Origin of the sequence: Streptomyces cinnabarinus (assembly GCF_027270315.1) — a bacterium.
Lineage (GTDB): Bacteria > Actinomycetota > Actinomycetes > Streptomycetales > Streptomycetaceae > Streptomyces > Streptomyces cinnabarinus.
Genome location: NZ_CP114413.1, coordinates 7,096,604 through 7,109,103 on the forward strand (window position 1 = coordinate 7,096,604; position 12,500 = coordinate 7,109,103).

11 protein-coding genes are annotated in these 12,500 nt (G+C 73.0%); 6 read left to right on the forward strand and 5 right to left on the reverse strand.

Annotated features, from left to right (window positions below; all coding sequences use genetic code 11):
* Nucleotides 1–21: 21 nt before the first annotated feature.
* Nucleotides 22–1,212 carry an XdhC family protein gene (locus STRCI_RS32130; RefSeq protein ID WP_269662456.1) on the forward strand — a complete coding sequence of 397 codons (1,191 nt, stop codon included), beginning with the start codon at nucleotides 22–24 and terminating at the stop codon, nucleotides 1,210–1,212.
* On the opposite strand, the gene STRCI_RS32135 is transcribed toward STRCI_RS32130, so the two are convergent.
* Together STRCI_RS32135 and STRCI_RS32140 are read right to left on the reverse strand one after the other, a co-directional pair.
* Complete coding sequence (locus STRCI_RS32135; RefSeq protein ID WP_269662457.1) at nucleotides 1,164–2,477, reverse strand: lanthionine synthetase LanC family protein; 1,314 nt, start codon at nucleotides 2,475–2,477, stop codon at nucleotides 1,164–1,166. The two genes, STRCI_RS32130 and STRCI_RS32135, sit on opposite strands and share 49 nt — an antisense overlap.
* A 23-nt stretch (nucleotides 2,478–2,500) precedes the next feature.
* On the reverse strand, nucleotides 2,501–2,941 hold the full coding sequence (locus STRCI_RS32140) for an SRPBCC family protein (RefSeq protein WP_269662458.1): 441 nt from the start codon (nucleotides 2,939–2,941) through the stop codon (nucleotides 2,501–2,503).
* Between the two features lie 195 nt (nucleotides 2,942–3,136).
* Between STRCI_RS32140 and STRCI_RS32145 the strand changes: the two genes are divergently transcribed.
* The gene (locus tag STRCI_RS32145) at nucleotides 3,137–4,147 is read left to right on the forward strand and encodes a DUF2278 family protein (protein ID WP_269662459.1); all 1,011 of its coding nucleotides are present in this window, start codon (nucleotides 3,137–3,139) and stop codon (nucleotides 4,145–4,147) included.
* Nucleotides 4,148–4,233: 86 nt separating this feature from the next.
* Entirely contained in the window at nucleotides 4,234–5,454 is a 1,221-nt protein-coding gene (locus tag STRCI_RS32150) for a cytochrome P450 (RefSeq protein WP_269662460.1), read from the forward strand.
* A gap of 116 nt (nucleotides 5,455–5,570) precedes the next feature.
* On the opposite strand, the gene STRCI_RS32155 is transcribed toward STRCI_RS32150, so the two are convergent.
* Both STRCI_RS32155 and STRCI_RS32160 read right to left on the reverse strand, forming a co-directional pair.
* A complete protein-coding gene (locus STRCI_RS32155) occupies nucleotides 5,571–6,344 on the reverse strand; it encodes a polysaccharide deacetylase family protein (protein WP_269662461.1) in 774 nt (257 codons plus the stop codon).
* A 77-nt stretch (nucleotides 6,345–6,421) separates the two neighbouring features.
* Nucleotides 6,422–8,872, reverse strand: coding sequence for an ATP-binding protein (locus STRCI_RS32160; protein WP_269662462.1), 2,451 nt, complete (start codon nucleotides 8,870–8,872; stop codon nucleotides 6,422–6,424).
* Nucleotides 8,873–9,054: 182 nt separating this feature from the next.
* Here STRCI_RS32160 and STRCI_RS32165 point away from each other — a divergent pair, with 182 nt between their 5' ends.
* The 3 genes from STRCI_RS32165 to STRCI_RS32175 all read left to right on the forward strand — a co-directional run bounded on the left by STRCI_RS32165 (nucleotide 9,055) and on the right by STRCI_RS32175 (nucleotide 10,798).
* Nucleotides 9,055–9,531, forward strand: a complete 477-nt coding sequence (locus tag STRCI_RS32165) for a carboxymuconolactone decarboxylase family protein (RefSeq protein WP_269662463.1) — start codon at nucleotides 9,055–9,057, stop codon at nucleotides 9,529–9,531.
* Nucleotides 9,528–10,001 carry an iron chaperone gene (locus STRCI_RS32170; protein WP_269662464.1) on the forward strand — a complete coding sequence of 158 codons (474 nt, stop codon included), beginning with the start codon at nucleotides 9,528–9,530 and terminating at the stop codon, nucleotides 9,999–10,001. Before STRCI_RS32165 ends, STRCI_RS32170 begins: the two co-directional genes overlap by 4 nt.
* A gap of 107 nt (nucleotides 10,002–10,108) precedes the next feature.
* Nucleotides 10,109–10,798: a TetR family transcriptional regulator gene (locus STRCI_RS32175; protein ID WP_418953396.1), complete on the forward strand. Its 690-nt coding sequence runs from the start codon at nucleotides 10,109–10,111 to the stop codon at nucleotides 10,796–10,798.
* An 82-nt stretch (nucleotides 10,799–10,880) separates the two neighbouring features.
* Here STRCI_RS32175 and STRCI_RS32180 read toward each other — a convergent pair whose 3' ends face one another.
* On the reverse strand, nucleotides 10,881–12,497 hold the full coding sequence (locus STRCI_RS32180; protein WP_269662466.1) for an MFS transporter: 1,617 nt from the start codon (nucleotides 12,495–12,497) through the stop codon (nucleotides 10,881–10,883).
* Nucleotides 12,498–12,500 lie beyond the last annotated feature (3 nt).

Below are 12,500 nucleotides of genomic sequence, written 5' to 3' on the forward strand. Positions count from 1 at the left end.
CTGCCCTAAGGAGACCGAGAGATGCTGGACATCGCCGAAGAGCTGCACCGGTGGGTCGAGCAGGGGCGTGACTTCGCCGTGGCGACCGTGGTCGCCGTCGGCGGCAGCGCGCCCCGCCGACCGGGCGCCGCGCTCGCGGTGGACACCGCCGGCACGGCGATCGGCTCGGTCTCCGGCGGCTGTGTGGAGGGCGCGGTCTACGACCTGTGCCAACAGGCCCTCCAGGACGGCGAAACCGTACTGGAGCGGTTCGGCTACAGCGATGAGGACGCCTTCGCGGTCGGACTGACCTGCGGCGGCATCATCGACATCCTGGTCACCCCGGTACGGGCCGCCGATCCGGCCCGTCCGGTGATCAGGGCCGCGCTGGCCGCCGCCGCCCGTGGTGAGGCGGCGGCGATGGCGCGGGTCGTCTCGGGCCCGGCGGAGCTGATGGGCCGCGCCCTGGTGGTCCGCCCGGACGGGGAGTCGTACGACGGTGGGCCCGGCTACGAGGATGGCCCCGGTTACGACGGTGGCTTCGGGGCCCATCCCGAGCTGGACCGCACGGTTGCCGCCGAGGCGGGTGCCTTCCTGGACGCGGGCCGTACCGGCACCCTGGAGATCGGAGAGCAGGGCTCTCGTTGCGGAGCACCGCTCACGGTTCTGGTGGAGGCGTCCGTACCGCCGCCCCGGATGATCGTCTTCGGCGCGATCGACTTCGCGTCGGCGCTGGTGCGGATCGGCAAGTTCCTCGGCTACCGCGTCACGGTCTGCGACGCCCGGCCCGTGTTCGCCACCGAGGCCCGCTTCCCCGAGGCCGACGAGATCGTCGTCGAGTGGCCGCACAAGTACCTGGAGCGCACCGACGTCGACGCCCGTACGGTCCTGTGCGTGCTCACCCACGACGCCAAGTTCGACGTACCCCTGCTTCAACTGGCCCTGCGGCTGCCCGTCGCCTACGTCGGCGCGATGGGCTCGCGCCGCACCCACCTCGACCGCAACGAACGACTGCGCGAGGTCGGCGTCACCGAAATGGAACTCGCCCGGCTCCGCTCCCCGATCGGCCTCGACCTCGGCGCCCGTACGCCCGAGGAGACCGCCCTGTCCATCGCCTCCGAGATCGTGGCGAACCGGCGGGGCGGCAGCGGGGTCTCACTGACCGGCGCCCACACCCCGATCCATCACGAGGCGGCCTCGACCCCGGCCGGCCGGATCGGCTCGGTGGCCTGACCGGAGGCGCGCCGCACCGCGGGCTGGTCGGGCCACGCGAACGCGTAGTCCGGGGCGCCGCCCCTGTTCAGCCGTACCCAGCGCAGCAGTTCACGCGCGATGCCCGCGTTGCCCATCGCCCAGCCGGTCTCCGCCTCCAGCTCGCTCGGCGTGGCCCGGTGCTCCACGTTCGACCAGCGGGCACCGTCCGCGTCCCGGGTGGCCCGCGAGGCGAGATCCGCGACCAGGACCCGGGCGAACTCCGGTGACTCCGCCTGCTCGGCGATCCGGTCGCAGGCCAGCGCCAGCACGCCCGCGGTGCCGCAGCAGCGCCCGCTGTTGTCCCAGAACCCGGGGGTCAGCCGCGCGGGCAGCCCGGAGTGGACGACGGTGTGCCAGCAGCGGTCGGCCAACTCCGGCCAGGAGGAGTCGTCCAGAGCGTCCCGCAGCAGGCGGAAGACCTGGGCGTCACCGGCCGGGCCGTGGCACCAGCCGTAGTTGTGGCGGGCGGTCCGCTCGCCCGCGTGCCGCGGGTCGGAATGGGGGACCAGGAACCCGTCGGGCCCCGCCTCGTCACGGGAGACGACGTCCGCCGCGCCCGCCAGCGCCAGTTCGGTGAGGTCCGCGCGACCGGCCGTGGCACCGATCGCGGCCAGCGCGCACACGATCCCGAGGGTGCCGTGCGAGACGTGGTGCATCCGCCCGGTCGCCCCGGGCCGGTGGGCCCACCGCACCCCGGCCGCGGTCCGCTCCGCCGCGTCCGCGTACGGCTCCACCGCCTGTACGGCGAACTCCACGTCCCCGAGCGCCAGCGCCCCGAGGCCGATCCCGGCGTTGCCGCCCATCAGCTCGAACAGCTCGCCCCATCGCGTCCCGTCGAAGCGGGAGCGCACCAGCTCCATCGCCCGGTCCGCGGCGGCACCGGAGGCGGCGTCGCCAAGGTCGTCGTGGACGGCGCGCAGGGCGATCGCCATGCCGGTGAGGCCGAAGTACAGGGAGCTGTCCCCGGTCTCCTCGACGGCCGCCCCGAGACCTCGGGCGGCGCGCAGCGCCGTGTCCGCGTAGGCGTCGTCACCGAAGTGCCGCCAGCCTTCCAGCAGCGCGGGGACGATCCCGGCGGTGCCGTCGTAGAACATGGCCTCGGTCGTCGCGTCGGAGGGCCGTACCGGCCAGCCGAGGCCGCCGTCCCCGGTCGGGCGTGCCTGCGCCGTCAACCAGCGCAGGGCGTCCGCGGCGAGCTGCTCGACCTCGTCAACTTCCGTCTCCACGACTTGCTTTGGGATCATGCGGTCCAGTTTGTCAGGCGCTCTCAGGGCATCCGCAGCAGGCTGTTCACCGCCCGCCCGAACACATACCGCGCCGCCGACCGCAGCGGCCCGTCGAACAGTCCCGGCAGCAGTCGTAGCCGCAGCTCCTCGCGCCACACCACCCGGGCCCGTCCGCCGGGTCCGGGGCGCACCTCGATCTCCGCCCAGCCCAGCACCACCCGGCCCCGCTTCTCCAGCCGGCACAGACCGGGCGCCTCCTCGGTCGGCGGACGCCACACGGTGACCTCCATCCGGTCGTCGAAAGCGAGCGGGCCGAGGCCCGAACGCGCCACGAGGACCGTGCCCTTCCGGTCCGGGCCCGGAGTGACGACGGTGACCCGGGTCAGCGGGACCACCCGCCCATGGCGGGGCCAGTCGGTGAGGCGGCGCCAGGCCTCGTCGAGGGAAAGCGGCACCGTGCGTTCGAGCTGAAAGTTGACCACTGCCCGATCCTAAGGAATCCGGCCAGCTCAACGGCCCTGTCGTATACGGCTCACACACATGGACCAACACCCTGTCGACGGGCAGGCGTACAGGTGACGTGGCCCCGCGCGAACCCCGGTGCACGGCTGCCCGCCCGCCCTAGGCTTCCCTCATCGGACGGGCAGTCCGCCCGCCCACAGGGGGAGTTGGTCGACATGCCACTGAAGTCCTACGGCGTCCTGATCGCACGGGCCGTCGACACCCGGCGCGAGGGCGCCACCGACACGCCGCACTACCAGATCCACCTGACGGACGATCACGGCACGCACTACCGGGCCGCGGTGAACGTCCTGTCCCAGCAACAGCCCTCGGAGCTGCTGTACTTCGTCGCCGACGATTTCCGCCACCCGGTCACCGCCCGGCTCACCGGGCTGCCGGGCGGCTGGAGCACGCTGCCCTCCGGATCCGGCGGGGCCAACCTGGACTTCGTCCGCGGCAACCTCTTCGACCCGGCCGGGATGCGCCAGCTGCCCCCGGACCTCTCCGGGCCCGACAACGACCTCGCCGACCTCCTCGACCACTACGTGCGGCGTGCGGTCGACGACCCGCAGGCCCGGGTGCACGTCTTCGGCGAGCGCTGGGGGCCCGAGAACGGCGTACGGGACAAGGTGTTCGACTTCCGGCCCGGCAACGGCGTCCATGACGTCCACATGAACCAGGGCAACAGCCGGCGCTTCCGCGGCGACGACGGGGTCTGGCAGGACGGCGGCATGCTGCTGCACTTCCCCGCGCAGGAGCGCTGGGTCGGGATCTTCCTCGCCTTCCAGAGCCAGTCCTGGCACACCGACGACCTCACCGGGCACGCCCTCGACGTGGTCGACGGCTCCCGCCCCGAGCCGGGGACGCGTCCGGTCCGGGTCGTCGCCGCGCTGGTCAACCCGCGCGGTCCGGCGCCCGAGGCGGAGACCGTCACCCTGATCAACGCCTCGCCCGGCCCCGTGGACCTGACCGGCTGGACCGTCGGCGGGCGCCAGGGCAAGCGCGTCCCCGTGCCCTCCGGTCCGCTGGCCGCGGGCGTGAGCCTGCTGGTCGCCCTCGGTGAGGACGCCGGACTCGGCAACAGGGGAGGGGAGATCAACCTCTTCGACGCCGAGGGGCTGAAGGTGCACGGCGTCTCCTACACCGCCGAACAGGCGGCCCGGGAAGGCTGGTCCCTGGTGTTCTGACCCGGCGGCCGAATCACCGCCTACCCAGCCGCACACCCGTACGGCACCATGAGCCCTACCGCCACCACCGGCCCGGAGGGCGTCTCGTGGACCGTCGACCGCACGGAAGACTGGACGAGTTGCAGCGCGACCCCTACCCGCACTACGCCCGCGCCCGGCATACCGGTGGCCTGACCCATGTCGCCGAACTCGACGCCTGGCTGGTCGCCCGGGACACCGACGTGCGTGAAGTGCTGCGCCGCCCCGAGGACTTCTCCTCGGCCAACGCGCTACGGCCGGACGTGCTGCCCGCGCCCGCCGCGCTCGCCGTGCTCGGCCGCGGATTCGGCGGCCGCCCCGTCGTCGTCACCGCCGACGGGGCGTTGCACCAGCGGCTGCGCACCCCGATCGTGCGCGGTCTGTCCCCGGCCCGGGTCAGCACGGTGCTGCCGTACGCTGCCGAGCGGGCCGCGGCGCTGATCGACTCCTTCGCCGCGGACGGCTCGGTGGAGTTCATGTCCGGCTACGCCCACCGGCTCCCCGGTGAGGTGATCGGCCGGATCGTCGGTATCGACCCGGCGGACGTGCCCGCCGTCGTGCACGGCGGACACCGCGCCGAGGAGCTGCTGTTCCGGCCCCTGAAGGAGACCGAGCAGGTCGCCGCGGCCGAGGACGTGGTCGCCATGCAGCAGGTCCTAGACGGCTACGCACGGCGGCGGCACTCAGCGCCGCGCGAGGACCTGTGCAGCGAACTCGTCGCCTCCGTCCTGCCGCCCGGCGCGGACGAGGTGTCCCTGGAGCAGCGCCACGAGCTCGTCGCGCACCTGCAGAACCTGCTGCTCGCCGGGCATCTGACGACCACCGCGCTGCTCGGCACGACCGTGCTGCATCTGCTGCGCCACCCGGACCAGTGGGCGCTGCTGTGCGCCGAGCCGGACCGCATCCCGGCGGCGGTGGAGGAGGCCGCCCGCTACGACAGCGCCCTTCAGGGCTTCCGCCGGGTCACCACCCGCCCGGTCACCCTGGCCGGCACCGAACTCCCGGCCGGGGCAGCCCTGTTCGTCGCCTTCGGCGCTGCCAACCGGGACCCCGAGCGCCATCCCCGGCCCGACGCCTTCGACATCACCCGCGCCCCGGGCCGCCACCTCGCCTTCGGGCTCGGCGCGCACGGCTGCCCCGGCTCCCAACTCGCCCGCGAACAGCTGAGGATCACCCTGGAGGCGCTGACCCGGAGACTGCCGGGCCTCAGGCTGGCGGAGGACGACCCGGTCACGATGCGGCCGACGATGATCCACCGCTCCCCGTACCGACTCCGCCTGACCTGGTGACCACTTAGGGCCTGCCGTTTGGATCAGTCCGGCGTCGCGGGCCCTGGCACGCGCGGCTCAGTTGCCATGCACCGCTTCTTGCACCGGGCCTGATCCAAACGACAGGCCCCAGCCCCTCACCGGTAGACCTTGCCGGGCTCGGCCTTCCCCGGCGCGAGCAACTGCGGCACGGTCACGAACACATACCCCTGCTTCTTCAGCGCGTCGATGATCCCGGGCACCGCGGGCACCGTGCCCCGGTAGATGTCGTGCAGCAGGATGATCCCGTCCCGGTCCGACTGGTCCAGGACGCGCTTCTTGATCAGCGCCGAGTCATTGGTCTTGTAGTCCTTCGCCGTCACGCTCCAGAGCACCTCGGCGAGCCCCAGCTCCCGGCAGATCTCGTGCACGGTGTCGTCGGTGCGGCCCTGCGGCGGGCGCATCAGGGTCGGGCGGCGCCCGGTCAGGCGCTCTATCTCCTCGTTCGGGCGCTCCAGTTCCTCACGTATCTCCTCCCGGTCCAGATCGGTGAGGATCTTGTGGTCCCAGGTGTGGCTGGCTATCTCGTGGCCCTCGTCGGCCATCCGCTTGACGAGCTCCGGGTACTTCTCGATGTGCCGCTTGCCGAGGAGGAAGAAGGTCGCCGGGACCTGCTCCTCCTTCAGGATGTCCAGCAGCCGCGGCGAGTTCTCGCTGGGCCCCGCGTCGAAGGTCAGCGCTATGCACTTGGCCTCACGGCAGTCGACGGTCCCCGCCCGGGCCTGGACGTCGGCCTTGGCGTCGGCGCGGGCCGAGGCGGGGGAGGTCGTCTCCAGCCGGGTGCACCCCGTCAATGCCATCGCGGCGGACAACATCGTGGCGGCGAGGAACGCGGCCCCCGTTTTCTTCATCTTCTTGGTCGGAGAAGGCATGCCGAGACTATACGTCGCGCGTATACACGAGATGTATAGTCGGTCCGGTGATGCCGCTCACGCGGCATCCATGCAGGTCAGCGGCTATTCAGCGCTTCCAGTACGGCCCGCCCGGCCGCCCGGTGTTCCGCGGCCCCCGCCGGGTCCGTCCCCTCCAGAACGCCGGCGATCCCCTCGTGGGCGAGGGCCTCCTCGTACCGGTTGCCGAGCCGCGGGCCCAGCTCCAGCACCTGCCGGTGCAGCCGCAGCGCCTCGTCGGTCAGGCCCGCGAAGCGGCAGGTCTCGGCGTAGCCGTTGAGGAAGTGGATCTTCCAGTGCTCCTCGAACAGCTCGTCCAGGAGCGCGAACGCCTCCCGGTGGCTGGCCAGCGCCTCCTCGTAACGGCCCATGTGCCGCAGCGCGACACCCCGGCAGTTCAGGCACCAGGCCTGGTTGTGCAGATGGCCGTCCTCGCGGGCCAGCGACAGCGCCGCACGGAGGTGTTCCGACGCCGCGTCCGGCGTCTCCCGGGCCAGCGCCACCCCGAGGACGATCCGGGCCGTCAGCGCGGGCGGCCACGCGGCGTCGGGGTGCGGGACGTCCAGCACCTGACGGGCCAGCAGGGCCGCCTCCTCGCGCCGGCCCAGTTGGAGCAGCGCCCAGGACTCGGCGGCGGCCGCGTGGGCCGTGCCCTCGGGACAGTCCGCGTTCGCGTACAGCTTTCCCGCCAGCCGGAACAGCTCCAGCGGCTCCTCGACCTGCCCCGCGTCCCAGCTCAAGTAGCCGCGGCGCAGCGTCAGTTCGGCCTCCGCCCGGGTGTCGCCCGCCTCCACGACCCGCAGCCCGGCCGCCTCGTACGCCTCGGTCGCCTCCGCCGTCCGCCCCGCGTTGTACCGGGCGAAGCCCAGATCGCTGTACGCCTGCGCCAGGTGCAGCGGATCGCCCAGCCGCTCGGCGGCGGCCAGTGAGCGCTCGAAGAGGACGTTGAGATGCGTCGTGCCGCAGCGCCGCGCGAAGTACGCCCGCAGATAGCGCGGCAGTTCGCAGACGTGGGCGTCGGCGCCGACCGCCGCGGCCGTCTCGAACACGGCGATCAGGTTGCCGTACTCCGAGGTGAGCCAGGCGAAGGCGGCGTTCTTGTCCGCGAACCGGGGGAGTTCCGCCGGGGCCGGGCCCGCCGAGACGGCACGGCCGGGCGCCACGAACGGCATCGCGGCGTCGGCGGCGGCCGCCGTATGGACGTAGAAGTCCAGCACCCGGACCAGGGCACGCTCCCGCTCGGCCGGCGAGTCCGTCTCCGCCGAGGCGCGGCGCGCGTGCTGGTGCACCAGGTCGTGCAGCCGGTAGCGGGTCGCCGTCGGCTGCTGCACGAGGTGCGCGTCGACCAGGTCCTCCAGCATCGCCCGCGCGCTGCGCACCGGGACGTCCGCCAGCGCCGCCGCCACGTACTCGTCGAACGACTCCCCGGGCAGCAGGCCCAGCAGCCGGAACAACCGGGCGTGCGGCCGGTCCAGTTGCCGTACCGACATCGCGAAGGCGGTGTCGAACTCGTCGCTCCCCTCCGCCAGCCGCTCGACCAGGATGCCCACCGTCCAGCCCGGCCGGTGCCGCAGCCGGGCTCCGGCCAGGCGCAGGGCCAGGGGCAGCCGGCCGCACAGCCGCAGCACCTCGGCCGCGGACTCCGGGTCACCGGCCAGCCTGCCGCCGGAGCCGTCCGGCTCGCCGCTCGCCCGGGCCAGCAGCCGTGCGCTCTCCGCGGGGCTCAGTACGTCGAGCGAGACCGGCGGCACCTCGTCCAGGCCCAGCAGCCGGTTGCGGCTGGTGACCAGGGCGACGGAGGCACCGGCGCCGGGCAGCAGCGGGCGGACCTGGTCGGCGTCGGCGGCGTTGTCGAGGACCACCACGACCCGGCGCCCCGCCAGCTCCGACCGCCAGCAGGCGGCCAGTTGCTCCACACCCTGCTGCGGGACCCGCTCGGAGGGGACGTCCAGCGCGCCCAGCAGCATCCGCAGCGCGGAGTCGGGATCGAGCGGAGGGCGGCCCTCGGTGAAGCCGTGCAGATCCACATAGAGCTGCGCGTCGGGGAAGCCGGCGGCGAGCCGGTGCGCCGCGTGCACGGCGAGGGAGGTCTTGCCGACGCCCGCCATACCGTCGACGGAGACCGCGCGATGGCTGTCCACGGCGGCGAACACGGCGGCCAGCGCCTCCTCGCGCCCGGTGAAGTCGGGCATGTCGCGCGGCAGGTCGTTGCGGGGGTGCGGCTGGGCCTGGCGGCTGCTCTTCGGGGGCGCCGGAAGCGGATTGGAGATCCGCTCCCACAGCGGGCGCAGCGGCCGGGGGTCCCGCTTGACCAGGCGGCACAGCGCGACCACCGCGGGCCACGGCGGCACGGTCTGCCCGTTGAGGTACCGCGACAGGGACGAGGAGCTGAGCCCCGCGTCCCGCGCGAGGGCCCGGACCCCGAGTCCGGACAGCTCCTGGATCATGCGCAGCCGGGCCGCCAGCTCCTCCTGCGGATCCGCCTGCGCTTGTGGTTCGTGCGTGCTCATGGTTGTTCCCCCGCCTGTTCGTCCCACTGGCCATGAAGTCTTCCCAGTCAAGTCGTCGCAGGTCAAGGGCTGTTGTGCTGTCCCACGGTGTTCCATCGCCATGGTCCGCACGGACGGGCCGGGCTGTTATGGAGTCACGCCCCGAGGCGAGGGGCACCGAACCGGAAGCGAAGGAGAGCGCAGTGCGGTCCCGTATGCGGAACCCCGCCGACGTCCTCACCGACGCGGCCCGGCCCCTGAAGGAGATCATGGCGGCCGTGCACGCGGCCGGCGTGGACCCCCGGACGCTGGCCCTGGTGCACGTGCGGATCAGCCAGGTCAACGGCTGCGGCGCCGACGTCGAGGACGGCGTCCGGACGGCCCGCGAGGCCGGGGTGGGCGACGAGCGACTGCTCGCCCTCGCCGCCTGGCGGGACACCGCGCACTTCACCCCCGCGGAACGGGCGGCCCTGGAACTGGCCGAGGCCGCGACCCGGCTCGCCGACCGCCCCGACGCGGTCGGCGACCCGACCTGGGACCGGGCCGCCACCCACTACGACGAGCGGCAGCTCGCCGCGCTGATCCTGCTGATCGGCACCACCAACCTGCTCAACCGGCTCGCCGCCACGACCCGGCAGAGCGCCCCCTTGACCGACACAACCGGAAGGAACCGGCCATGACGAACACCCAGCGCACCGCGGAGAAGACCACCGACAGCGCGGCCGAGCAGTGGACCGCCGAGGAGCGCGCCGCGATGAAGGAGCGCGCCAAGGAGCTGAAGGCGTCCGCGCGCCGCGCCTCGCGCGCCGAGAAGGCGGCCGAGGACGAGGCGGCCGTGCTCGCCAAGATCGCCGAAATGCAGGACTCGGACCGCGTGATGGCCGAGCGCATCCACGCCGTCGTCAAGGAGAACGCCCCCGTACTGGCCCCGAAGCTCTGGTACGGCATGCCCGCCTACGCCCGCGACGGCAAGATCGTCTGCTTCTTCCAGAGCGCGCAGAAGTTCAACGCGCGCTACGCCACCTTCGGATTCAACGACACCGCGCACCTCGACGAGGGCACCATGTGGCCGACCGGCTTCGCCCTTCCCCGGCTCACCGATGCCGACGCGGCCCGGATCGGCGAGCTGGTCGCCAAGGCGGTGAGCTGAACGCCGAGCTGACGCCCGATCGGCCGGGACCCTCGATTCCCGAAGCTCTGGAGTGCGCGCCGGGCCGATCGCCGCGGTGATCGGCCCGGCCACCGCCGGTGGCCCGCATGCCAGAATGCAAGAGTTCGTTCCCCTCCGATGTCCATCGAGGTCCAGCCGTGTCCCAGCCTGCAGGCCGTGTGCCCCAGCGACGCAACGCACGGTCCAACCGGGCGCGCATCCTGGCCACCGCGCGCCAGGAGCTGGGGCGCAACCCCGACATCACCCTGGAGGAACTGGCCCGTGCCGCCGGTGTCGTACGGCGCACCCTGTTCGGCCACTTCCCCGGCCGGGCCGCGCTCCTGGAGGCGCTGGCCGAGGAGGCGGGCGAGGCACTGCGGGCCGCCGTGGCGAGCGCACCGCAGGCGACCGGGGAGGGGGCGGAACCCGCCGAGCGGGCACTCGCGCGGTTCGCGCTGTCGATGTGGCCGGTGGGCGACCGCTACCGGATGCTGCTGGCGCTCGCCCACCGGGATCTGGGCAGGGAGCGGGTCACCGAGATCATCGAGCCCGCCCGTGCCGCGGCCACCGCCATCCTGCAACGGGGCCAGGGCGACGGCGTCTTCCACACCCATCTGCCGCCCGCGGTGCTGAGCGCCGCTCTGGAGGCGATGACCGTGGCCCTGCTGGAGGAGGTCAACTCCGGGGCGCTGGAGGACGACGGCACCCGGGCCGCCGTCGTCCTGCTCATCGCGGCCGGGGTACCTGAGAAGCACGCACGCCTCGTGGTCGAGGACGTAGCGGCAGAACGGACATAGAAGGGACGGTACCGGGCGTCCCTCCCGGCACCGTCCCCAGGGCCGTGCGCCGCTCAGGCACGGCCGTTCCTGGGAGGCGGGCTCAACGCACGCCCGCGGTCTCGGAGTTCCGCGCGTCCTCCGTAGCCGCCGTCTCCTGGTGCCGCTTCCCCGTGGCCTTGCGGCCGGGCAGCACCACGAAGACGATCACCGTGCCGACGGCCATGATGATCCCGCCGATCAGGCTGGTCTGCGCGATGGCGTGGGCGAAGGACTCGTGCACCGCGCCCAGCAGGGCATGGGCCTGCTCGGCGCCGCCCTGGGGGTTCCGGCCGACCTGCTCGGCGACCGCGAGTCCGCCGCCCACCGAGTCCTTGGCGGTGTCCAGCGCCGGGGCGGGGAGCTGGCCGCCGACCAGTTCGGTCAGCTTGTCCTTGTAGGCGGTGGCGAGGAGCGAGCCGAGGACCGCGATGCCCAGGGAGCCGCCCAGCTCCAGTGCCGTGTCGTTGGCGCCGCCGCCGACTCCCAGCTCCGACTCGGGGAAGGAGCCCATGATCGTGTCGGTGGCGGGGGACAGGCTCAGCCCGATGGCGAACCCGAGCAGCACCAGCGGCGCCACGAAGGCGGTGTAGGTGGAGCCCGACTCGATCTGCGTGAGCAGGAAGAGGCCCGCGGTGCCGATCACCATGCCGGTTCCCACGACCGCCTTCACGCCCAGCTTCGGGGCCAGCCGCCCGGTGACCGCGGCGCCGACGAACACCGCACCCGCCAGCGGCAGCAGCCGTACGCCGGTCTCCAGGGCGTTGTGGCCGAGCACGAACTGGAGGAACTGGGTGGAGTAGTAGATCGCGCCGAAGGTGCCGAAGAAGAAGAACAGCACGGCCAGCATCGAGCCGCTGAAGGGGCGCTCGGTGAACTTCCGTACGTCCAGCATGGGGTTGGGGTGGCGCAGCTCCCAGGCGACGAAGGCGAGCAGGCCGGCGCCGGCGACCACGGCCGCGGTGACCGGTCCCGCGCCCCAGCCGAAGTGCGGGCCCTCGATGGTCGCGTAGACCAGGGAGCCGACCGAGACGATCGACAGCAGACCGCCGACGTAGTCGATCCGGCCCATGCCCGCGGCCTTCGACGGCGGTACCAGCAGCAGCGCGCCGACGACGCCGAGCAGCGCGACGGGGACGTTCACAAGGAAGGTGGAGCCCCAGGCGTGGCTCTCCAGCAGCCAGCCCGCGGTCAGCGGACCGGCGGCGATGGCGAGTCCGGAGGTCGCGGACCAGGCCGTGATGGCCTTGGCGCGCTCGGCCCGCGGGAACATCGCGACCAGCAGCGACAGGGTGGCCGGCATGACGACTGCGGCGCCGACGCCCATGATCGCGCGGGCGGTGATGACCAGGGCGGTCTCCTCGACGAGACCGCCCATCACCGAACCCGCGGCGAAGACCAGCAGCCCGAGGACCAGCGCGCCGCGGCGGCTGTACTTGTCGCCGATCGCGCCGAGCACGAGCATCAGCGCCGCGTACGGGACGGTGTAACCGTCGATGACCCACTGGAGGTCACTGCTGGACAGGCCCAGGTCCTGGGTCATGTCGGGCGCGGCCACGATCAGCGAGGTGTTCGCCATGACGACGATCAGCAGGCTCAGGCAGAGCACCAGCAGGGCCCACCAGCGGCGCGGGTAGGGGCCCGGCATCTTCTCCACGGGGGTGTCGGCAACGAGAGGCATCGC

Bases quoted from the DNA above. Each gene is read 5' to 3' on its own strand.
- STRCI_RS32170 (WP_269662464.1), top strand. From the start codon at position 9,528: ATGACGAACACCCAGCGCACCGCGGAGAAGACCACCGACAGCGCGGCC.
- STRCI_RS32155 (WP_269662461.1), bottom strand. From the start codon at position 6,344: ATGCCTTCTCCGACCAAGAAGATGAAGAAAACGGGGGCCGCGTTCCTC.
- STRCI_RS32175 (WP_418953396.1), top strand. From the start codon at position 10,109: ATGCCAGAATGCAAGAGTTCGTTCCCCTCCGATGTCCATCGAGGTCCA.
- STRCI_RS32180 (WP_269662466.1), bottom strand. From the start codon at position 12,497: ATGCCTCTCGTTGCCGACACCCCCGTGGAGAAGATGCCGGGCCCCTAC.
- STRCI_RS32145 (WP_269662459.1), top strand. From the start codon at position 3,137: ATGCCACTGAAGTCCTACGGCGTCCTGATCGCACGGGCCGTCGACACC.
- STRCI_RS32160 (WP_269662462.1), bottom strand. From the start codon at position 8,872: ATGAGCACGCACGAACCACAAGCGCAGGCGGATCCGCAGGAGGAGCTG.
- STRCI_RS32130 (WP_269662456.1), top strand. From the start codon at position 22: ATGCTGGACATCGCCGAAGAGCTGCACCGGTGGGTCGAGCAGGGGCGT.
- STRCI_RS32135 (WP_269662457.1), bottom strand. From the start codon at position 2,477: ATGATCCCAAAGCAAGTCGTGGAGACGGAAGTTGACGAGGTCGAGCAG.